The organism is Nocardia testacea NBRC 100365 (assembly GCF_000308775.1).
Taxonomy (GTDB): Bacteria; Actinomycetota; Actinomycetes; order Mycobacteriales; family Mycobacteriaceae; genus Nocardia; species Nocardia testacea.
The window spans coordinates 58,172-78,901 of sequence record NZ_BAGJ01000027.1; the positions used below are offsets into that span (position 1 = coordinate 58,172).

At 69.4% G+C, this 20,730-nt stretch carries 20 protein-coding genes and 1 pseudogene; 7 read left to right on the plus strand and 14 right to left on the minus strand.

Annotated elements, in window-relative coordinates; genetic code table 11:
* Positions 1–82: 82 nt before the first annotated feature.
* Positions 83–685 (plus strand): mycothiol-dependent nitroreductase Rv2466c family protein, encoded by a 603-nt coding sequence (locus ON38_RS03455; protein ID WP_039822270.1) that lies wholly within the window; start codon positions 83–85, stop codon positions 683–685.
* On the opposite strand, the gene ON38_RS03460 is transcribed toward ON38_RS03455, so the two are convergent.
* The 6 genes from ON38_RS03460 to ON38_RS03485 are packed head-to-tail and all read right to left on the minus strand — an operon-like array spanning position 682 to position 5,681.
* Positions 682–1,170, minus strand: coding sequence for a hydrogenase maturation protease (locus ON38_RS03460; RefSeq protein WP_039822272.1), 489 nt, complete (start codon positions 1,168–1,170; stop codon positions 682–684). The genes ON38_RS03455 and ON38_RS03460 overlap by 4 nt on opposite strands.
* Positions 1,167–2,459, minus strand: a complete 1,293-nt coding sequence (locus tag ON38_RS03465) for a Ni/Fe hydrogenase subunit alpha (protein ID WP_039822378.1) — start codon at positions 2,457–2,459, stop codon at positions 1,167–1,169. The genes ON38_RS03460 and ON38_RS03465 overlap by 4 nt, the downstream gene beginning before the upstream one ends.
* Positions 2,443–3,216 carry an NADH-quinone oxidoreductase subunit B family protein gene (locus ON38_RS03470; protein ID WP_039822273.1) on the minus strand — a complete coding sequence of 258 codons (774 nt, stop codon included), beginning with the start codon at positions 3,214–3,216 and terminating at the stop codon, positions 2,443–2,445. The genes ON38_RS03465 and ON38_RS03470 overlap by 17 nt, the downstream gene beginning before the upstream one ends.
* On the minus strand, positions 3,213–4,058 hold the full coding sequence (locus ON38_RS03475) for an FAD/NAD(P)-binding protein (protein ID WP_039822380.1): 846 nt from the start codon (positions 4,056–4,058) through the stop codon (positions 3,213–3,215). The genes ON38_RS03470 and ON38_RS03475 overlap by 4 nt, the downstream gene beginning before the upstream one ends.
* A gap of 8 nt (positions 4,059–4,066) precedes the next feature.
* Complete coding sequence (locus ON38_RS03480) at positions 4,067–4,558, minus strand: cyclic nucleotide-binding domain-containing protein (protein WP_083872197.1); 492 nt, start codon at positions 4,556–4,558, stop codon at positions 4,067–4,069.
* Positions 4,545–5,681: a 4Fe-4S dicluster domain-containing protein gene (locus tag ON38_RS03485; RefSeq protein ID WP_373281188.1), complete on the minus strand. Its 1,137-nt coding sequence runs from the start codon at positions 5,679–5,681 to the stop codon at positions 4,545–4,547. Before ON38_RS03485 ends, ON38_RS03480 begins: the two co-directional genes overlap by 14 nt.
* Positions 5,682–6,355: 674 nt before the next feature.
* On the opposite strand from ON38_RS03485, the gene ON38_RS03495 reads away from it, so the two are divergent.
* Positions 6,356–7,228: a universal stress protein gene (locus ON38_RS03495; RefSeq protein ID WP_039822277.1), complete on the plus strand. Its 873-nt coding sequence runs from the start codon at positions 6,356–6,358 to the stop codon at positions 7,226–7,228.
* A 165-nt stretch (positions 7,229–7,393) separates the two neighbouring features.
* Here the strand turns inward: ON38_RS03495 and ON38_RS03500 are convergent, their stop codons facing one another.
* From ON38_RS03500 to ON38_RS03520, 4 genes are all read right to left on the minus strand, one after another.
* Positions 7,394–8,299: a universal stress protein gene (locus ON38_RS03500; protein WP_039822279.1), complete on the minus strand. Its 906-nt coding sequence runs from the start codon at positions 8,297–8,299 to the stop codon at positions 7,394–7,396.
* Complete coding sequence (locus ON38_RS03505) at positions 8,296–8,691, minus strand: hypothetical protein (protein WP_157181645.1); 396 nt, start codon at positions 8,689–8,691, stop codon at positions 8,296–8,298. The genes ON38_RS03500 and ON38_RS03505 overlap by 4 nt, the downstream gene beginning before the upstream one ends.
* A 438-nt stretch (positions 8,692–9,129) precedes the next feature.
* A complete protein-coding gene (locus tag ON38_RS03515; RefSeq protein ID WP_085995334.1) occupies positions 9,130–11,493 on the minus strand; it encodes a heavy metal translocating P-type ATPase in 2,364 nt (787 codons plus the stop codon).
* Positions 11,494–11,545: 52 nt separating this feature from the next.
* Positions 11,546–11,776 (minus strand): SHOCT domain-containing protein, encoded by a 231-nt coding sequence (locus ON38_RS03520; RefSeq protein WP_245563894.1) that lies wholly within the window; start codon positions 11,774–11,776, stop codon positions 11,546–11,548.
* A gap of 446 nt (positions 11,777–12,222) precedes the next feature.
* On the opposite strand from ON38_RS03520, the gene ON38_RS03525 reads away from it, so the two are divergent.
* Positions 12,223–12,807, plus strand: coding sequence for a GNAT family N-acetyltransferase (locus ON38_RS03525; RefSeq protein ID WP_039822285.1), 585 nt, complete (start codon positions 12,223–12,225; stop codon positions 12,805–12,807).
* Positions 12,808–12,888: 81 nt separating this feature from the next.
* On the opposite strand, the pseudogene ON38_RS03530 reads toward ON38_RS03525, so the two are convergent.
* Positions 12,889–13,305 (minus strand): annotated as a pseudogene (locus ON38_RS03530) (DUF7144 family membrane protein).
* 273 nt (positions 13,306–13,578) lie between these two features.
* On the opposite strand from ON38_RS03530, the gene ON38_RS03535 reads away from it, so the two are divergent.
* The 4 genes from ON38_RS03535 (at position 13,579) to poxB (ending at position 17,763) form a co-directional block, all read left to right on the plus strand.
* Entirely contained in the window at positions 13,579–14,256 is a 678-nt protein-coding gene (locus tag ON38_RS03535; protein ID WP_245563895.1) for a class I SAM-dependent methyltransferase, read from the plus strand.
* A 620-nt stretch (positions 14,257–14,876) separates the two neighbouring features.
* Complete coding sequence (locus ON38_RS03545; RefSeq protein ID WP_039822288.1) at positions 14,877–15,215, plus strand: glycine zipper domain-containing protein; 339 nt, start codon at positions 14,877–14,879, stop codon at positions 15,213–15,215.
* 86 nt (positions 15,216–15,301) lie between these two features.
* Complete coding sequence (locus ON38_RS03550) at positions 15,302–15,844, plus strand: DUF4232 domain-containing protein (protein WP_083872199.1); 543 nt, start codon at positions 15,302–15,304, stop codon at positions 15,842–15,844.
* Positions 15,845–16,026: 182 nt separating this feature from the next.
* Positions 16,027–17,763 carry a ubiquinone-dependent pyruvate dehydrogenase gene (gene poxB, locus ON38_RS03555; RefSeq protein ID WP_039822293.1) on the plus strand — a complete coding sequence of 579 codons (1,737 nt, stop codon included), beginning with the start codon at positions 16,027–16,029 and terminating at the stop codon, positions 17,761–17,763.
* Positions 17,764–17,823: 60 nt separating this feature from the next.
* Here poxB and ON38_RS03560 read toward each other — a convergent pair whose 3' ends face one another.
* The 3 genes from ON38_RS03560 to ON38_RS03570 all read right to left on the minus strand — a co-directional run bounded on the left by ON38_RS03560 (position 17,824) and on the right by ON38_RS03570 (position 20,718).
* Entirely contained in the window at positions 17,824–19,497 is a 1,674-nt protein-coding gene (locus tag ON38_RS03560) for a bifunctional 3'-5' exonuclease/DNA polymerase (RefSeq protein ID WP_039822296.1), read from the minus strand.
* Positions 19,498–19,621: 124 nt separating this feature from the next.
* Entirely contained in the window at positions 19,622–20,170 is a 549-nt protein-coding gene (locus tag ON38_RS33905) for a hypothetical protein (RefSeq protein ID WP_157181647.1), read from the minus strand.
* 107 nt (positions 20,171–20,277) lie between these two features.
* Positions 20,278–20,718, minus strand: a complete 441-nt coding sequence (locus tag ON38_RS03570; RefSeq protein ID WP_083872202.1) for an SPW repeat domain-containing protein — start codon at positions 20,716–20,718, stop codon at positions 20,278–20,280.
* Positions 20,719–20,730 lie beyond the last annotated feature (12 nt).

Sequence of the window (20,730 nt, forward strand, 5' to 3'; positions counted from 1 at the left end):
ATATTCCGAAGGAGGTGGGCGGGCTTGCGATCCCCGCCTCGGCGTACTGCCGTCGAGAACTACGACCGGAAGTGAGCAACCAATGGCCGAAATCGCTCTGTACGTGGACCCGGTGTGCCCCTTTGCATGGGTCACCGCACGATGGCTGCTGACCAGCGCCGGAGACCGGCACACCGTCACCCTCGAACAGCTCAGCCTGGCGGTGCTCAACCAGGAGAGCTCCCCGGACGACGCCGGTCAACGCGCGATGCTCACCCGGTCACGACGGATCGGGCGGGTCTTCGCCGCGGCTGTGCAGTCCGGCGGCCGCAGGTCGTTCACGCCGCTCTACCTCGCCCTGGGCACCCGGCTGCACCCGCGCGACCCGGGCCTCGACGACGAGACGGCCGTCACCGGCGCCCTCGCCGAGGCGGGCATGGACCGCGCTCTCGTCGGCGCCCTCGACGACCCCGCGTACGACGCCGATGTCGCCGCGGCGCACCGCGCGAGCCAAACGGCGCTCGGTGGGCCCGGGGGCAGTCCGATCATCACTGTCGACGGTCACGGATTCGCCGGTCCGGTGCTCACCGCCCCACCGGCCCCGCACCGGGCCACCCAACTACTGGACGCATTGGTCACCGTCGCGGCCGCCCCCGAATTCGCCGCCCTGCAACGCCCTTACGACGGACCACCGAAACTCGGTTAGGGACGGGCCGCACGCCGCCGGCCGCGCACGGACCGCTCGAGTTCGGCGCATATCATCGCGGTCAGCCGCGGTACCGCGGCCGCCACCGGCGCGGACAGGCCGATTCCGAGATCGTGTCGTTCGACGTCGACGGCGAAGATCACCAGGCGATCCGGCAGCCGGCCGAGTGCCCCGCCCAGTCGCACGGCCTCGGTCACGCCGAGCGAATGCGAACTCGTCACAGCTGACGGCCCGCGCAGGCATTGCCGGTCCACCCGCCGGACCCGCCCCGGCCGTGATGGAGTATCGACCACCGCATCCACCACGACCGCCAGGCCCATCCCCGTCCACAGATCCAGCAGGCCGGTGCATTCTCCGTCCGATATCGCCACCCGCACGCCCGGAATCCGCAGGACGGCGATCCGCGACGCGACCTCCGGGCCGACTCCGTCGTCCCGGCGACAGCCGGTTCCGATACCGATGACCACGGCGCGCGTGGCGTTCATCGGCCGGTCACGTGGAGGGTCAGGAAATGCGCCGAACAGGAGATGCACGGATCGTAATTGCGGATCGTTCGCTCACAGAGTTCGGTCAGCGCCGGGTCCGGCAGGTCGAGGTGGGCCCCCACCATCCGGCATAGGTTCTCCTCCATCACCGCCTGGTTCTGCGAGGTCGGCGGCACAATGGTGGCGGACCGTACGAGGGCGTCGGCACCGATGTCGTACCGGTGGTACAGCAGTCCCCGGGGCGCCTCGCTCACGCCGTAGCCGGTCCCCGCGCGCGGTCGCACGGGAACCGCCGGGCGAGGCGGGCGCCGGTAACCGGCGATGAGCGCCAGCGCCTCCTCCATCGCGTAGGCGACCTCCACCAGCCGGACCAGAATGCTGCGGAACGGATTCCGGCAGACGCTGCCGAGCCCGACCTCCGCCGCGAGCCGGCGAGCGATCGGCGACAGCCGATCGGAGTTCAGCGCGTACCGGGCCAGCGGACCGGTGAGATAGCGGCGGCCGTCGAATGTGGCGTACAGCGCCGTGGAGTGCCGCACTTGACGTTCGACCAAGTGAGCCGCGAAACCGTCGGCGGGAAAGCGCAGACCGCCGCTGGTCCGGACCTCGCCGGTTTCGATGGCGTAGTGCGCCGCGTCTGTCGCCGACACGAAGTCACAGTCCAGTTCGGCCTCGGGGAAATCGAAATCGGCCACCCGCCGGGCAATACTGACCGCACTGGCCAAACCCCGGCGCAACTGTTCGGCCACGGGGATGAATTCCCGTGGCTCGGGCGCCGAATAGAAGCCGCCGAGCCGGACGTTCACGGGATGGATCGCGCGGCCGCCGATGAGCTCGAGCAGCATATTGCCCGCTTTCTTCATCGCCAGCCCCTGCTCGACCAGCTCACGCTCCACTCGGGCCAGCGCCACCGCGTCGGGAAAGCCGAGGAAATCGGGGATGTGCAGCAGGAAGATGTGCAGACAGTGGCTGGCGATCCACTCTCCGCAATAGAGCAATCGGCGCAGCTCGCGCAACGGTGGATCCAGTTCCACCTCGCAGAGCTGTTCCAGGGCATTGCAGGCGCTCACCTGGTAGGCCACCGGGCAGATTCCGCAGATGCGGGAGGTGATATCGGGCGGCTCGGTGTAGGCCCGGCCGCGCAGCAATGCCTCGAAGAACCGCGGCGGCTCGTAGATCCGGAGTTCGGCGGCCTCGACGGCACCGTCGTGCACGACGATGTGCAGCGCCCCCTCGCCTTCCACCCGCGCCAGCGAATCGACGGTCAGTGTTCTACGCCGGGTCGTCACGAGGGTGCTCCGCGAATTCGGGTGCGCCACACGCGTAGGTCCGGAAGGCACGGTCGACCTCGTCGACCGACATCCCGTTGATCCGGAGAATCGGTAGCAGCGCGTGGATATTGGGCCGGGCCATCGGGCCGAAGCAGCCGAAACAGCCCCGGTGGTAGGCCGGGCACAGCGCCCCACACCCCGCCTGGGTGACCGGCCCCAGGCACGGAATCCCCTCGGCGACGGTCACACAGGTGGTGCCGCGGCGTTTGCATTCGGTGCAGACGCTGGTGTTCGGGATATCGGGTTCCCGCCCGGCCAGGAACGCGCACAGTGTGTCGAGCAGCTGCCGGCGATCGATCGGACAGCCGCGCAGCTCGAAATCGACCGGGACATGCTCGGAGATCGGGGTGGATGTGGACAGGGTCGCGATGTATTCGGGCCGCGCATAGACGACCGAGGTGAATTCCTCGATCTCGGCGAAATTACGCAGCGCCTGGATACCCCCGTGCGTGGCACAGGCTCCGATCGCCACCAGAATGCGTGACTGATCGCGGATCTCGGTGACCCGGCGGAGTTCCTCGGGGGTGCTCACCGAGCCTTCGACCAGGGAGACATCGTAGGGACCCGGCTCCACCGCGCTCGAGGCCTCCGTGAAATGCAGGATGCGGATCCGGCCCGCGAGCGCGAGCAAGTCGTCCTCACAGTCGAGCAGGGTGAGCTGGCATCCGTCGCAGGAGGTGAACTTCCAGACCGCGAGAGTCGGTGGCGCGCTCATAGTTCCCGCACCGCCAGCAGCGGCTCGGCCACCGCATAATCGACGATCGGGCCGTCCCGGCACAGCAGCAGGGGGCCGAGCTGACAGTGCCCGCACCGGGCGACACCGCATTTCATATTCCGCTCCAGCGATACCCGGATACGGTTGCCCGGCACCTTCTTGCCGAGCAGCGTCTGGGCGCAGAATCGCATCATCGGCTCGGGTCCGCACAGAAAACCTGTGGTCCGGGCCGGGTCGATATCCAGCTGCGCCAGCGGCTCGGTGACGAAACCGATCCGGCCCGTCCAGCCCGGGCAGGGATGGTCCACGGTCCGCAGCACTTCGACGGAACCGGTGCGCGCCCACCGATCCTGTTCCTGCCCGAACAGCACCTCCGCGGGTGACCGCGCGCCGGTGATCACCGTGACCCGCCGGTAGTCGGCACGGGCGGCCAGCACTGCGAGAACGAGCGGTCGCAGCGGCGCCAGCCCGAGACCGCCGCCAACGATCACGATATCGCCACCGGAGGCCGCTTCGACATCCCATCCGGTACCGAACGGCCCGCGTACCCCGATCAAGCCGCCCACAAAGGTATCGCTCAGTGCGCGACTCACCGCACCCACAGTCCGGATTGTGTGCTCGAGCCGCCCGTCCTCGGCGGTGGGGTCACCGCTGAGGGAGATCGCGACCTCCCCCACTCCGAAGCTGTAGAGCATCATGAACTGCCCGGCCCGAAAAGGTCCGGTCCGACGGTGTACCGGCCGAAGCAGCAGTGTGACCGTGTCCCGGGTCCGGAGGGTACGCCGTACGACCCGATACGGAAGCACCACGTCGTTCGTGGTGGACAGGTCGGACGGCACCATCGCGCCGGTCACGATCCACCACAGCTGGGGTGCCAGGGCTTGTCGGCCGGGTTGCGGTACAGGTCGATCAGGCGGGCCCGCGTGGCGTGTAACCGGACGACCAACACTTCCGTCAACGCGAGCAGCAGCGCCCGGCCGAACCGCGGATCGTCAGCGGAGAGCCGATTCAACGCGATGGCATCGAATTCGACCGCCTCCACCGGCTCGGTGGCCAGCGCACCGAAGTGCCAGCGGTACGGGGGCACCAGCCACGACCAGCCGAGCAGGTCACCACGGTGCAGGGTTTGCAGAGCGATCTCGGTGTGCCCGCCCACCCGCGTGTCGAGCCGTACCTGCCCCCCGCGGATCAGCCAGCACCGGTCCGCGGGCTGCCCTTCCTGGATCACCCGGTGACCGGCCGGAAACGCGACCTCGTGTCCCGCCCGCGCCAGTGTCCGCAGCTCCTCGCCGTCGAGGGCCGCCAGAATCGGAAACACCGACAGATCGTCAAGGACCGGCATCCGCGGTCTCCTCGCCCGCCGCGGCGAGGCTCGCCACCTCCGCCGTCAGGTCGATACCGGCCGGGCACCAGTCGATGCACCGTCCACAGCCCACACAGCCGGAGCTGCCGAACTGGTCGTACCAGGTGCCGAGTTTATGGCTCAGCCATTGCCGATAGCGGCTCTCGCCGCTCTGCCGCACATCGCCGCCGTGCACATAGGAGAAGTCCAGTTCGAAGCACGAGGCCCACCGCTCCCAGCGCTCGGCGTGGTCGCCGGTGAGGTCGGTGATGTCCTCGGTGGTCGTGCAGAAGCAGGTGGGGCAGACCATCGTGCAGTTTCCGCAGGTGAGGCAGCGTGACGCCACATCCTGCCAGTGCGGGGACTCCCGGGAGTCGCGCACCAGGCGTGGCAGATCGACATCCGGCATCGTCCGGCCCATCTTCCCGGCCGCCGCCGAGACCGCCTCGCGGGCCTGCGCGACCTCCGCTTCCCCCGCTTCGCGCGCGGACCCGAGTTCGGTGAGCACTTCCGCGCCGGCCTCGGAGCCCACGTCGACCACGAATCGGTGCTCGGGCTCGGTCTGTTCTGTGAGTGCGAGGTCGTATCCGGCCGTCACCCCCGGCCCGGTGCCCATGGACGCGCAGAAGCACACACCACCCGGTTCCGTGCAGTTGGCGGCGACCACGAACAGATCGCCGGTGCGCGCGGTGAACCCGGCATCCGGATGCGCGCCACCGCCCAGCACCCGGCGCAGTATGGCTATGGCGGCCAGATCGCAACCACGGACCCCGAGAAAAGCGGAGCGGGCGGGTACCCCCTCCGCCGGTTCCGGTCCCGGTTCGAGATCAGGGCCCATGGCCGAAATTTTGCGGCGAGGCGGATGCAGGAACTGTTTCCAGGAGCCCGGTCCGGCGGAATGGGCGAATACGGCATGGTCGGATCGCCGGCGGAGCCGGTAGTACCCCGGGGCGGTCTCCACTCCCCATCCATCGGGTAGCTCGGATCCCGATTCGAGTTCGTCGAGCACCACTGCCCCGTCACGGACCCGCGGTCCTATCACCCGATATCCGCGCGCACGCAACACCGCTACCAGCCGATCCAGGCCCGCACGGTCGATCATGGCCGTCTCACCCGGCATCATCACCACCTCCGATCGGTCCGGACACCTCGCCCGCTTACGAGTCTGGACTGGTCGGACAGCTCCGGCGAGAGAAGAAGGTCACCGATCGGCACCGCCGTACGCGTCGGGGTCGCCTCGGCGCGCCGGTGCGGACGCCCACCGCGCCACGAGCCGATCACGGGCCAGTTCGGCGACCCGCTTCCGAGGCACCCGGCTGTTTCCACAGCGGCCCCCCGCGCACTCGGTTTCGCGCCGCATGCCTTCGGGCAGTACGTGTCCCCGGGCCGGCTGGCCGCCGCACACCTGGCCGGCTCGCCGCTCGGTGCCGCCGGCCCGACACCGGCCGGGCTGGGTGTGGTCGAGGCTTACCTGGTCGCGGGTCTGGCCGTGGTCGGCGTGTGCCGACGGCCCCGCGGTGGCCGGGGTTCTCGCTTTCCGGCCGGCGACCTTCTGGTTGCCGGCGGCGCTCGGTTTCTTCTCGTATCGCGCACTGAAGCATCGCCACCGGTTGTGAGTCGCGGTTACCGGGCACCGAAAGTATTCCGTCCACGGCAACTGGTGACGAACGGCAGCAGACGCCGGCCGCCGGGTCGGATAGCGTCCGCCCTGACGACGCCGGGGCAACGAATACGCGGTGTTCGCCGGAACCGGTATCGGCCTACCGGTCCACACCGCCAGAGCGGAGGCTCGACGAAATGCCCACACACAGCGAACCCGCCGTTGTCGTCGGAATAGACGGATCGGCCGCGTCGTTCGGGGCTCTCTACTGGGCAGCTCAGGAAGCGGAACTACGGCGGTCACCGATGCGGGTCGTCTATGCTATCGGCGCGCCCGTGGCCACCGGCCCCGCCGTCAGCGTCGTCTTCGACAGAACGGCGATGCGCGCGAAAGGTGAAGCCATTCTGCGCACCGCCGAGAAAACCATCCGGGCGACCGTCGAGCGACCGGACGATCTCGCCGTCGAGACCACGATCGCCGGTCCGCCACCGGCGCTCGTCCTGGTCGATCACTCCGAAGGCGCCCGCATGATCGTCGTGGGCACCACCGGCTGCGCCGCCACCGGACGGACTCTGCTCGGCTCGGTGAGCGATTTCCTCGCCCACCACGCACACTGCCCGGTAGCAGTGGTCCCCCGATCGATCGAATTCGACCGGGGGCGCCCACCCGGCCCCGTCGTGGTGGGGGTCGACGGCTCCCCGGATTGTGCCCGAGCGATCGCGGCGGCCTTCGACGAAGCCGCCCGCCGCCGGACGAGCATCGTCGCCGTCACCGTGTGGTCGGCACTCTTCCAGTACGTCTCCCGCGACGAGATCGCGGCACGGGCACGGACTGTGCAGTCGGAATGCCTGGCAGGCTACTGCGAACAGTATCCGGATATCGAGGTCGTACGAATCGTCGACGAAGACCTCCCCGCACGACGGTTGCTGGAGGAAGCGGACAGGGGCCGGCTGCTGGTGGTGGGCGCCCACGGGAACGGAGGATTCGCCGGAACGGCACTCGGCTCGGTCGTCCGAGCCGTTCTGCACGGCGCCGCTACGCCGGTGATCGTCGCCCGCCTCCGCGCCTGACCCCACCGACCTACGGACCTTCGCGCGACCTCTGCGGCGGAGGACGCCGGTGGTACTCGGCCATCGATCCGAGTAGTGATTCCCAGAGCACTCCGCCGGGCACGCCCGCGTCACATCCGTCGCGGGGGACCACGGCGAGCGGACCGTGGCGCGGCGAGTACCGCGTCAGCGCCGGTCGCGCGCACGAACTATGACGATCGGAGTGTCCACGGCGTGCAGCAGCGCGTTGCTGGTGGATCCCAGCAGCATGCTCGTAAAACCGCCCCGGCCGTGGCTACCGACCACGACCAGCTGGGCATCCGCCGACGCGTCGAGCAGCGAACGCACCGGGCGGTCTGCCGTGACGCGGCGCTCGACCGGGACATCCGGGTAATTCTCCGCGTACCCGGCGAGGCTCTCGGCGAGCAGCGCGTCGGCCGAATCGCGTGCGCCGTCCCAATGCCGGAGCGGGATCTCGTACCCACTGGTATCGCTCCAGGCGTGCACGGCGATCAATCCGACTCGCCGGCGCGCCGCCTCGTCGAAGGCGAATTCGACGGCCGGGACGCTGTTACCGCTGCCATCGACTCCCACCAGCACCGGCCGGGTCGCCGCAGCCACGTCCAGGGGCGCGTCCCCGTGGATCACCGCGACCGGGCATCGAGCGTGCTGGGTCACCGCGGTGCTCACCGAGCCGATCAGCCCACGCTGGAAAGCTCCGAGTCCCCGGCTCCCGACGACCAGCATCCGCGCCGAATCCGACCGCTCGACAAGCGCGGGCACGACGAGCCGGTCGATCGCCTCGGTGGTGATCACCAGGCCGGGATCCGGCGCCGCGGTCCGGGCGACATGCTCGGCACCGGACAGCAGCCGGCCGGCCTCGTCGTGCGACGCCCGCAGGTCGTGCTCGGTCATGGTGGCTTCGGCACCGAACCCGACCGGCAATATCCACGAGTTGAGCAGGTGCAGACCGCACCCGTGGATACTCGCTTCGACGGCGGCCCAGGCCACCGCCCGATTCGAACCGGGCGAACCGTCCACCGCCGCGACCACCGGCGCGTGTTCTCCGGAGCCGGGAACCGAAGCGGTCATGGGCTGCCTTCCTGTGTGTCTCCGTGCCGGCTGTTCGGCGCCGCGCGGACGAATGAACGCCAGTGCCGGTCCCAATAGCGATCCCGTCGGCGGTCGGCCAGACGCGTACCGCCGAACACCAGACACCATGCGCTCAGCCGGCCCACGACGACGATCCCGAGGCCCGCACAGATTCCGGCCACCGCTGTCGCACCGTTCGCATAGACCACCGTGCCAACGGTCCCGGCGACCGGAACCACGACCGGTGCGAGCACCGCGGCCACCATCGACACGACGGATCCGATCCGGTCGACCGGGCGCAGCAGCGCATTCGGATTACTCGGCCGCAGGGCCCAGAGAAGCCGTAGAGTCATCTGATATCGCAACCACTGCGCCGCTACCTGCTCCGACATCCGCACCACCCTTTCGGGCCGGCCCCCTCCCTCGATGTTCCCGCCCACGCACCTCGCGGATCAGAGAAGAATGTCACCGGGTACATGGGCTCAATGCCCGGATCGACCGACCCGTGTCGACGGTGCCGGGCGTGCGCGGCACCGTCGGATCCGCGGGATGCTCAGCCCGCGTCGACGAGCTGCGGGGTGGTTCCGAAGTCCAGCGGCGCCGCCTCGACACGGCGCGGCGTCCCCGGGGTGTGGGGTCGAGCAGTTCTCCGTCGCGCACGACGACCGTGCCGTGTACGAGCACGGAGACGGGCTTGCCCCGCAGCCGTCGCCCTTCGTCCGGGGTGTAGTCGGTCGCCATGTGCAGCGCTTCTCCGACACCCGGTCCGGTCCCGATCTCTGTCGAGGACACGGCCGATTCCGCCCTCTGTACGAGCGGGTTCACGGTGATCATTGCTGTAGCGAAGGTGTGGCGGTGGGTGGGGGCGCGGAGTCGTCGGCGAGCGTGAAGTAATTCTCTTCTTCCTGCACGAAGTGCAATCGCAGCAGGGTGTGCAGGCCGTAGAGACAGGCGAGCAGATCGTCGACCTGGTCGGGGGGGATATCGCCGGTGGCACGTGCCAGTCGGAGATGGGTGCCGATACGGGTCGCCAATCGCTGGATCTCGGCATGGGTCCGGCTCATGGTGGCGGTGGCTTCGCTGCTCCCGAGCGGGCCGGCCAACGCCGGATACAGTTGGGTTTCCTCGGCTGTTTCGTGCGGTAACAGGCGATCGACGAGGAACCGGTGCGCGTCTTCCACTGCGGACAGCGCCGTCCGGTCGGGGCGTCGGGCAAGCCGGTCGGCGGCGGTACGGAGCAGGCCGAGAGTGTCGCGCAGTTCGTCGTGTTCGCCCGCGAAGCGGTACAGCAGCCGCCCGGTTTCGGCAGGCAGCTGTACGCGGGCAGCGGGACTACCCCGGAGCGCGCGCAAGGCGTTGAGGATGACCGCGACGTCTATGGCCTCTTGCAGCAGTGCGCCGGCCGCCGGCGGCAGCAGGCCCAGCGCCGCGATGATCATCGCTATCAGCGACAAGCTCATCCCGGCCACTGCGCTCTGGATCGCGATATGGCGCGACCAGCGCGCGGTGTCCATTGCATCGGCGAGACGGTCCAGGCGATCGGTGGCCAGCACGATGTCGGCGGCTTCGGACGAGGCCGTCGAGCCGCGCGCGCCCATGGCCACTCCGACCGTCGCCGCGGCGAGCGCCGGTGCGTCGTTGACTCCGTCGCCCACCATCACCGTGACCGCGGCCTCGCGTTCCCGCCGCACCGCGTGCACTTTGTCTGCGGGGCTCTGCCCGGCGTACACCTCGTCCAAGCCCAGGACGGTGGCGACCTCGCGGGCCGGTTCGGGCCGGTCACCGGTGAGCATGACCAGCCGGTCCAGCCCGGCTCGGCGTAGGCGACGCACCGTACGCGGGGCGTGGCGGCGGAGCGGGTCACGCAGCAGAATCGCGGCGGTCAGCCGGTCGTCGACGACGAGCCACGCGATAGCCGCCGAGTCCAGGGCCGCCCTGTTCAGCGCCGCCCGCGCCCAGTGTCCGCCGATCGCTGTATCCGGTAGCTTCCCGACCTCGACGCTGTGCCCGTCGACGACACCCCGCACTCCTCGTCCGGGTTGCTCGGTCACCTCCGACGGCAGCGCGAGCACCAGATCGCGAGCCAACGCTTCGGTGACGATCGCCTCGGCCAGTACATGCGGCGACAGTTGGTCGAGCGAGGCCGCCAGCCGAAGCGCCTCGGCCGGGTGGTCGCCGGGCGCGGCGATCACATCGGTGACCGCCGGTCGGCCGGCGGTGAGTGTGCCGGTCTTGTCCATGACCAAAGTCGTCGCGTGGCCGAGATTTTCCAGGGCCCCGCCGCTACGGATGATGACCCCCTGCCGGGAGGCGCGAGACAGACCCGACACGATCGCCACCGGCGCGGCCAACAGCAAGGGACATGGTGTCGCCACCACCAGCACCGCCACCGCACGCACCAGCGAGCCGCCGAACACCCACGCGCCCGCCGCGACCAGCAGGGTCAGTGGCAGAAATAAGGTCGCGTACCGGTCGGCCAGGCGCACTACCGGCGCGTTCTCGGCACCGGCCTGCTGTGCCAGTCGCACGATGCCGGCATAGGTGCTGGCCTGCGCGGTCGCGGTGGCGCGGATCTCGAAGGTCGCACCGGCATCGACGACCCCGGAGCGCACCGGCTCCCCGATATCGCGTTCGACCTGCAGCGGCTCACCGGTCAGGGCCGACTCGTCCAAGACCGCGGGCGGCCCGACGATCCGCCCGTCGACCGGGACCACCTCGCCGGCCGCGACCACCACGATGTCGCCGACGGCTATGTCGTCGAGCGCGACCGTGGTCACTTGACCGCCGCTGCGACGCCGCGCGGACCGGGGGACATGCTCGAGCAGCGCTCGCAGATCGTGCGCGGCCCGGCGCTGCGCGGCGGCGTCCAGCGTGCGACCGGTCGCCAGCATGACAGCGATCAACGCGCCGGCCAGATACTCCCCTACCACCAGCGTGCCGACCAGGGACAGTACCGCGATCACATCGACCCCCGCACGTCCTTTCGCGATGGTGGCCACCATCCACCACACGGCGGGCACCAACGCCACCACTGTCGCCGCGATCCAGCAGCCGTCGGCAACACCCGGCGAACCGCCCGCCCACGCGATCAGTCCACCGGCCAGCGCCGCAACCACCGACACCAGCAGTGCGGGTTCGATCCACCGCCGGACCTCACGGGCCCACCCGCCGAGCATCGAATGCTCCGACACCATCGACGCCGCCTTTCCCGGGCGGGTCGGCTCCGAACGCGTCGACTCCCGCTGTTCAGACATCGGGGTGTGAATCGAGCAGTTTCATACGCCGCACGTACTCGTCGTTGGTGACCTCGCCCCGGGCATACCGTTCGGCGAGCACCTGTCGCGGATTCGCCCACACCCTGGGTGGCGGTGGCGCGGACGAGACCATATACCGCACCAGCAGAACAGATCCCGAGATCACCAGCGCCCCGAACAGGATCGTGCCGACGACCATCAGCCCGATACCCCAACCGCTCATCCCGGTGCCGTACATCAACCCAGCCGTCCCCCACCGTCACCGGGCCATCGGTACACGACCGGGTTCCGCGTTCTCATGACATCCTCCTCCGCCGCACCGGATCGCCGCTTCCCACTCTCGCGGCCCATACCGGAATAGCGGCAGAGGACGAGGACCCCGCCAGCGGGTCCAACGTCACCGGAATCCGGCCCGGCCGTCAGGAGAGCCGTTCGGTCCGTCGGTGCCGGGAGAATGGACCGACGCCGGTCCGGCCGATGCGGTCACGGATCGGATACGCGCGGCCGACGACATCACCCGGATGCCGCCGCGCGAACCCACCGACTGCGCCCGGCCGTATTATCGGGGTTCCTGGCACGCCCATCGATTTCCGGCGCGATGAGCGGCGCGGTGCCACGTTCCGACGGGACCGAGAGCAGAGCCGGCGGACCGATCCACATAATCCGGTTATGGCCCAGCTCACGGATTTCTCTGTCAAACCGGTCCTCACCGGACGAAAAGTTCGCCTCCGGCCGTTCACTGACGCGGACCTCGACGCCATCCGTGCGGCGTTACGCGACCCGGAGGTCCGCCGGCTCACGGGTAGCGTCCACGACGAGGCCGAAGAGTTCGCGCCCGAGGATCCGGCCGAAGTCGCGAAATTACGCGACTGGTACGCGAGCCGGGCCGCTCAGCGGGACCGGCTCGACCTCGCGGTCATCGACAACATCGACGGCCGGTGCGTGGGAGAAGTGGTGCTGAACCAGTGGGATCCCGCCAACCGCAGCTGCAATTTCCGCATTCTGCTCGGCCCCGCCGGGCGGGGACGCGGGCTGGGCACCGAGGCCACGCGCCTGATCGTCGGCTACGGCTTCGAGCAGCTCGGCCTGCACCGGATCGCGCTCGAGGTCTACGCCTTCAACCGCCGCGCCCACCACGTCTACGAGAAGGTGGGCTTCCGCGCCGAAGGAGTCCTGCGCCAATCATTGCGCTATGGGAACGAGTGGATCGACGCCACCGTGATGTCGATGCTCGCGCACGAATGGGCCGGATAGCCATCGGCACATCGACGCGGAACCGAGACGGCCGGCGCACGACCTCGGGCGTGGCACGGAAGGTGGCCGCGACGGTCCGTCCTACATCTGTTCCGGCCGCCAAGTGGATACCGCCCAGATGACGACCAGATCGATCGCGATGACCACGATCGACCACCACGGGTAGTACGGGATCTACAGGAAATTCGCGATGATCGACAGCCCGGCCAGCACCACCGCCGTAATGCGCGCCCACAGCGCACCGGACATCAGGGCGAGGGCCGCGATCGCCAGCAGGATGCCCAGCACGAGGTGAATCCACCCCCAGGTCGTGGTGTCGAACTGGAAAACATAGTTCGGTCCGGCCACGAACAGCTCGTCGCCGGCGATCGCCGAGATCCCCGCCAGGATCGACAGCACACCCACCGCCAGCAACAGCACCGCGGCCGCGATCGAGGTCACTGCAGCCACGCCCTGCTTCACCGGAGCGCCTCCGGGTTCAGTCCTGTAGGTCGTCATAATCCAGCCTCCGAGAAGTGTTCGGATCTCACCCAAGTCCGCCCCACCGCCGCACACCTCACACCCGTTACGTATGAATCCGCTCTCTCCCATCCATGTAGTCGGCGCGCGGACCGTCGGTAAGTCAACTCATTATTAGATGTGCATATCTACGTATCGACAGTTCGGAAAGTTGCCGGCGGGAGCGGTGTCCGCCCCCGGCGCGATGGTTTCTTCGGAAGTTGACGGGCATTCCCCGTGCGCGAGAACAGGCCCCGGCGTACGGTCGAACCTGTGAGCAGCGGCGCCGTACCGGCGACAGCGGTGAAAGGCTCGGGCCCGTGGGCACGGGTGTTCGCGGCGCTGTACGATCCACTGCTCTGGTTGGGCGAGAGGTCGGGCATGGCCGATCGTCGGCGGGGTCTCCTCGGCCGCGCCCGCGGGCGGACCGTGGAACTCGGCAGCGGTACCGGCCTCAACCTGAAGTACTACCCCCACGACCTCGAAGAGCTGACCCTGACCGAACCGGAAGCCGCGATGCGTACCCGGTTGGCGCGGCGGCTGGGCCGCGGTCGAGAGTGTGCGCGCGTCGTCGACGCATCGGCGGAACGACTGCCGTTCGCGGACGGCACCGTGGACACCGTCGTCTCGACGCTCGTGTTGTGCACTGTGCCGGATCCCGACGCGGCGTTACGCGAGGTCGAGCGCGTACTACATCCCCGCGGCCGGCTGTTGTTCATCGAACACGTGCGTTCCGAATCGCCGCGAGTCGCCCGCTGGCAGGACCGCCTCGCCGGCCCGTGGCGCCGGTTCGCCGAGGGCTGCCACTGCAATCGTGCGACTCTCGAGCTGATCCGGGCTCGCGGGCTGGAACTGCACGATGTGCAGGAAACGTCGTGGCGGCGCATGCCCCCGATCGTCCGCCCCCTCGTCATGGGTGTGGCCACCAAAGCGGCAGCCGACCAGGGCTGACGCTCACTCTTTCATCGCACGGCCCGCTGTTCGCACTGACGAGCTTCATGGCGCAGCACGGCGGCGCGCCCTTCCGGGCCCGACCTCCCGGGCATGCGATCGCGCATCGGCCTCCCGGCCGGCTTGCTTCGCCCATTCGTAGGGATAGAGCGCGCGGCGTAGCCACTGCGAGGGGCTGTCGGCGACGGAACCGTTCGGGTGCGGATCATCCATGACGAGTGCTTCCATCGCGGCAGCGAATCCATCGGGATCCACAGTGACCTGTCGAGCGTCCATCGCCATCGACAGCCGCCGCCTCCGACCGATACGGCCAATCGTGGGCATGAATCGGTCGTCCGATGCCACGCGATGCGATATCCCCGCCCGGCGAGCCTCACGGGCAGAGCGTTGATATCGCGCGGGAAGGGGACCGGACGACGACCCACCCGATGATCCTGGTCGGCCTGCCTCAACGCAGCCCCCGGATCGTGCCGATCACCAATCCCACTGCAGCGCATTGTTATTGATAACATTCTTCGATCGCACCCCACACGGAGCTGCCTATGATTCAGGCGGCCGGAGTGCCGCCGGCCCATGTGAAACGCCCTCGACTGCTCCGAGGGTCGGAGAGGTGAACTGAAATGACGGGAAACAGCCTGGTCAAGGCAACGAGCATGGCAGTGTTCGGGGCACTGCCCATGGCCGCGACAATTGCGCTCGCGGGGCCGTCCGCGGCCGAGGTCGCAACGGATCACGCCACGGCCGTGGCCGGCATTCCGCTGCAGAAGAGTGAGGACATCGCCACCAACCCACACGCGCTGATTCCCGACCCCGTCTTGAACGGCTCCTCCGCGGGGGGCTCGGTCGGCTCCGCCGTGGGGTCGGCCACCGGATCCGGCGCCGGCTCACTCCTCGGCTCCGTGATCGGCGCCCTGGTGGGCTATTTCCGCCCCGACATCATCCCGCAGGTTCTGCCCTAACCGTGCTCCAGGGCGCACCCGGGCTCGCCCCGTGGGCGCCCGCGCTCCCCCGCACATGCGGGTGGGAGGTCTGGTCAAATGGCTTGATGGTGTATCGCATCTCGGAAGGAACCAGAACATCGACCAGGTGGCGCGCCGCGGGCGTGGCGGGGGCCGCGGCGGCGGCTCTGGCCGCGGTGACAATCCCGGCCGCGACCGGTACCGCCGCGCCCGCTCCATGCACCGCGCAGGCGCTCGACCTGAGCACCCGCGAGCGTCCGTCCGACTCGCCCGGTCAGGGCCGGCTCGAAGTCGTGCTGACCAACGCTTCCGCGCAGAGTTGCGCGCTGCAGGGATTCCCGGACGTGGACCTGGTGGGCCCGGAGGATCCGGCCTTCGGCCCCAGCTACCGGTTGCCCCGCCAGGCCGCGGATCCCGCCCCGCTGACCGTGGAGCCGGGCGCTGCGGTGAGCAGCCTGCTCACCTACCTGCCGGGCGGCCCGGACGGGTGGGTCCCGGTGACACTCATCGCCACCCCGCCGGATACCACTACACAGTTGCAGACGCCGTGGCCCGCCGGGGTGAGCATGCAACGCCAAGACGGCGCCACCCATCCGGGCACCTATATCGGCCCGCTGCAACCTGCCTGATCACCCGCTGAACCGCCGCGCCGGCGCCGGCCGGCGCGGCGGTTGCCGTCACGAGGAGCGAGGCCCGTCGACCTCCGACCGAGCAGGAGCCGGAAATTTCGGCAGCGGCTCCGAAAGCGCTCGGCCGCGACCCGCCCCGCATGTCCGGCTACTATTCCGCAATCGGCACGTAGGGTCGGGCCATGGCGACTGTCGCTCAGCACATGATCACTGCGTTGCAGGTCAGCGGTGTCAGCCGGGTCTATGGACTGCCCGGTGACAGTCTGAACGGGTTCACCGACGCGATCCGGCGATCCGACGGCGTCACCTGGGAGCATGTGCGGCACGAGGAGGCCGCAGCATTCGCGGCGACCGCGGAGGCGGCGCTCACGGGCCGGCTCGCCGTATGCGCCGGCAGCTGCGGACCGGGCAATCTGCACCTGATCAACGGACTCTACGACGCACAGCGCACCCGGGTTCCGGTGCTGGCCGTCGCCGCGCACATCCCGATCGGTGAGATCGGGTCGGGATACTTCCAGGAAACTCATCCCGAGGAACTGTTCCGCGAGTGCAGTGTGTACTGCGAACTCATCAGCAGCCCGCAGTCGGCGCCACGAGTCCTGGAGATGGCGATGCGGGCGGCGGTCGAGGAGAACGGTGTCGCCGTCGTGGTGGTACCCGGCGAGGTCTTCCAGAGCCGCGTGTCCGGTGAACGGTGGAGCGGCCGGCCGGTGTTGCCGTCCCGGTCGGTAGTGCGGCCGGACGACCTCACCCTGCGCCGGGCCGCGGACATCCTGAACACCGGATCGCGGGTGACGATTCTCGGTGGGGCCGGTACCGCCGGTGCGCACGCCCAGGTGATGACGTTGGCCGAGCGGTTGCATTCGCCGATCGTGCACGCGTTCCGCGGCAAGGAACACCTGGAATACGACAATCCGTTCGACGTAGGGATGACCGGGTTGCTCGGGTACGCCTCGGGATACAAGGCGATCAAAGAAGCCGATGTACTGCTGATGCTGGGCACCGACTTCCCGTACCCGCAGTTCTATCCCGAGGACGCCGCGGTGATCCAGGTCGATATCCGCGGCAGCCACCTCGGCCGGCGCACCCCTGTCGACCTGGGCATGGTCGGCAGTGTGCGGGACACCGTCGACGCGCTCCTGCCCCTGCTGGAGCAGAAGACCAACCGAACGCATCTGGACAGATCGCTGCGGCATTATCGGCGCACCCGCGAATCGCTGGACGCGCTGGCGGTCAACGACCGGGACCGCACTCCCATCCGGCCGGAATACGTGGCCGGAGTGGTGAATCGGCTGGCCGCCGACGACGCGGTATTCACCTTCGACGTCGGATCGCCGACGATCTGGGCGGCGCGCTATCTGACCATGAACGGCCGACGCCGGCTGACCGGCTCGTTCACCCACGGCACGATGGCCTGCGCCCTGCCGCACGCGATCGGCGCGCAGACGGCCCACCAGGGACGCCAGGTCATCGCCCTCGCCGGAGACGGCGGTCTGACCATGCTGTTCGGCGAGCTGATCACCTTGGTGCAGAACGGCCTTCCGGTCAAGGTGGTCGTCTTCAACAATTCGTCGCTGAACTTCGTGGAATTGGAGATGAAGGCGGCCGGAGTGGTGAACTTCGGCACCGATCTCTCGAACCCCGACTTCGGCGCCGCGGCCCGCGCGATGGGGATCTGGGGACGCCGGGTGGAAGCGCCCGGCGATCTGGAGCCGGCCATCGTGGAGGCCTTCGCGCACGAGGGGCCCGCGCTCGTCGACGTCGTCGTGGCACGGCAGGAATTGACGATCCCGCCGGCGATCTCGGCAGAGCAGGCCAAGGGGTTCACCATCTACGCGATCCGCACCATCCTCGCCGGTCGCGCCGATGAACTACTCGACCTGGTCACCACCAATGTCGCCCGGCGCATCCTGGACTAGCCGGGGCCGCGACGCCCCTGGGTACCGGCCGCGGGAGGATCCCACACCCTCGACGTCGGCCTATTTCGCGTCGCCGTAGCACTCCACCACCGCCGTGGTGAAGGGAAACCGGACAGGTGTCGGCCCGAACGCCAGCCGGCCCGCGGTATCGGCCGCGGTGGTGATCATGTCGGCGACCCGCGTCGCCTCCTCCGCCGGACAGTGCACGATCACCTCGTCGTGCTGGAAGAACACGAGCTCGGCACGGAGCCCGGCACGCCGGATCGCATGACGTAGACCCGCCAGGACCAGGAGTGCCCAGTCGGCTCCGCTGCCCTGCACCACGAAGTTACGCGTGAAGCGGCCCCGGGCACGTGCCGCGGAGGTGCTGCGGTACTCACCGGAGCTCTCCCGGGCCAGATCCTCCTGCTCCGGCGACGCGACCGACACCGGCGGGCACGTCCGCCCGAGCCAGGTGCGGACGAGGCGGCCCTCTTCGCCGGCCCGCGCCGCGTCGTCGACGTAGGCCACCGCGGCCGGATATCGCCGGCGCAGACCGGCCAGATGGGTCAGGGCGTCGCCGGAGGTCTGGCCGTAGATGGCGCCCAGCAGAGCGAGTTTGGCCTGCGCGCGATCACCGCCGAAGCCACGGGCCGCCAGATCCGCGTACAGGTCCGCGCCCCGGCCGGCCACCTCCATCAATCCGGGATCGCGTGAGACAGCGGCGAGTATCCGGGGCTCCATCTGGTCGGCGTCGGCGACCACCAGGGACCAGCCCGGATCGGCACGGATCGCCCGGCGGATCACTTTCGGGATCTGCAGGGCGCCTCCGCCATTGGTGGTCCAGCGGCCGGTCACCGTGCCGCCGGGTAGGTATTCGGGACGAAATCGGCCGCCGTACACCCATTGGTCGAGCCAGGACCAGCCGTGCGCGGTGTAGAGCCGGTACAGCGATTTGTAGGCCAGCAGTGGCGCCACCGCCGGATGATCGATGCGCTGGAGTTCCCATTTTCGCGTGGAGGACAGCAGAATTCCGGCGCGGGAGAACGCTCTGATGATGTCGTGCGGCAGATCCGGACGGACCCGCACGCCGTCCCCGAAGGCCCGCGACACCTCCTCGGCCAGCTCCGCCATCCGACGTGGTTCGGACCCACCCGCAAGGCGCTCCCCGAGCAGCGTGTCCAGCAACTCGCGGTGTACATCGGCGCGCCACGGGATCCCCGCCCGCGACATCTCCGCGGCGATCAGCATGCCCGCCGATTCGGCCGCGAGCAGCAACCGCATCCGTTCGGGATACTCGGCGGCCGCGGTCCGCGCGATCTGCCCGGCGTAGACCTCCAGCAGGGCGGTGAATTCGTCGGTGCCGGACGGCAGCGGCACCGGGCCCGACTCGAACAGCGACGGCTGGAGCTCGGCGGCCCGCGCGGGGGCATCGGGCGGAACGGGCAGATCGTGCAGACGAGCCCAGGCGGCCGCCAGCGACCGGGGCTGACCCGCTTGCCCTTCCTCGTAGCCGATCAGTAGCGCCTCCGCGGCCTCCACGTCGTAGCAGCGCTCGACCCGCACTCCGGCCGCCAGCAGAGGCCGGTAGATCTCGGCGGTGGACCGCCACACCCACCGCTCGACCTCGGGGCGTGAGCGCACCGCCTCGGCCAGCGAGGGCTCGTGGACCACCGCCGCGGCGGGCCGGCCGGCCGGATCGAGCGGACACAGGTACGCGCCCCCGTCACCTGCCTCCGCCACCGCCCACCGCACGTCCCCGAGTCTGGCACCAGGGTCCGACACCCACGGCAGCGGTTCGCCGCGACACCGGCCGATGCCTCCCCGCACAACCACCGACGGACGCGCCCGGCGGGCGGCCACCGGGGGGATCGCGACGTCAGCACTCTCCGGTCCGGGGTTCGCCGAACCGGTCTGCCCGAATGCCTCGCCACCCCAGCGGGAGTTCGACGCGACCGGACCGGATATCGGCAACCAGGTCGGCATAGCCTTCGCGGGCCTGGCCGAGGTGGAACCAGGCCGTACGCCGAAGACGCCGCCCCGCGCAGTGGCGAACAGCCCACCGTGCTTCCACGTACCGCGTCGCGACCTGGTCGATGACCTGTCCGAGCGAATGAGTATGGCTGCGCCCACCCGTGCGGTGCGGTAGGTGCCGCACCCGCCACGTGTCGATATCCGCCACCACGATGCCGATCCGCTGCCGTAGATCGTGCTCGCCGGACCACCCGCTGTGGTGGGCCGGTTCCATCAGGTGAGCCAGGAGCGCGGCACGCAGGCCACCCAGTTCGTGAGCGTAGCCGGCCAACACCGGGCCGCCGCCGGTATCGAGATGGCCCGAGATCGCGGCCAGCAACCGCTCGGGCGACGGCAATGCCGCGGCACTGTCACCGTGCGCTGCGTGCACCACCGCGCGCACTTCCGGAGCCACGTCCCGGACGTCGATATCTTCCCGCAGGAGTTCTCGGCTTCGCGAGGGGAATACCGACCCGGCGCGGTCCCGCGGCGTAGGCGCGGGGCGGCTCGGACCGCCGGCGTTCATGCCGCCCGACCGGATCCGTCGACACGATCGGCCATCTCACGCCGCCGGATCTGTTGCAGCCGGTAGGTCACCAATTCCTCGACCCGCGCGGTCTCGGCAATATTGCCGGCTTCGTCGCGCACATAGGCGGTGCCCGCCAGCAGGGCCAGGAGCAGTCCGGTCGTCCAGGCCACCCATCCCGCGCCCGCGGCGGCGAACCCGCCCACCCAGGGCGAGATGAAGAGCATCAACCCGATGACCGACAGGGCCCAGTGGTCCTTCGTCGGGTTTCGGGCGAGTAGCGACCACATCGCGTAGACGACGGTCAGCGCGCCGAGTCCGAGCGTGAGTCCGGCACCGGCCGCGGTCGTGTCGATCCACACGGGCGTCGCCGCGGTCGCGAGTCCCAGAGCCATCGCCGCCCAGCCCACGATCGAGTTCCTACTCGTGCTGTCCATGTCGTACCTCCT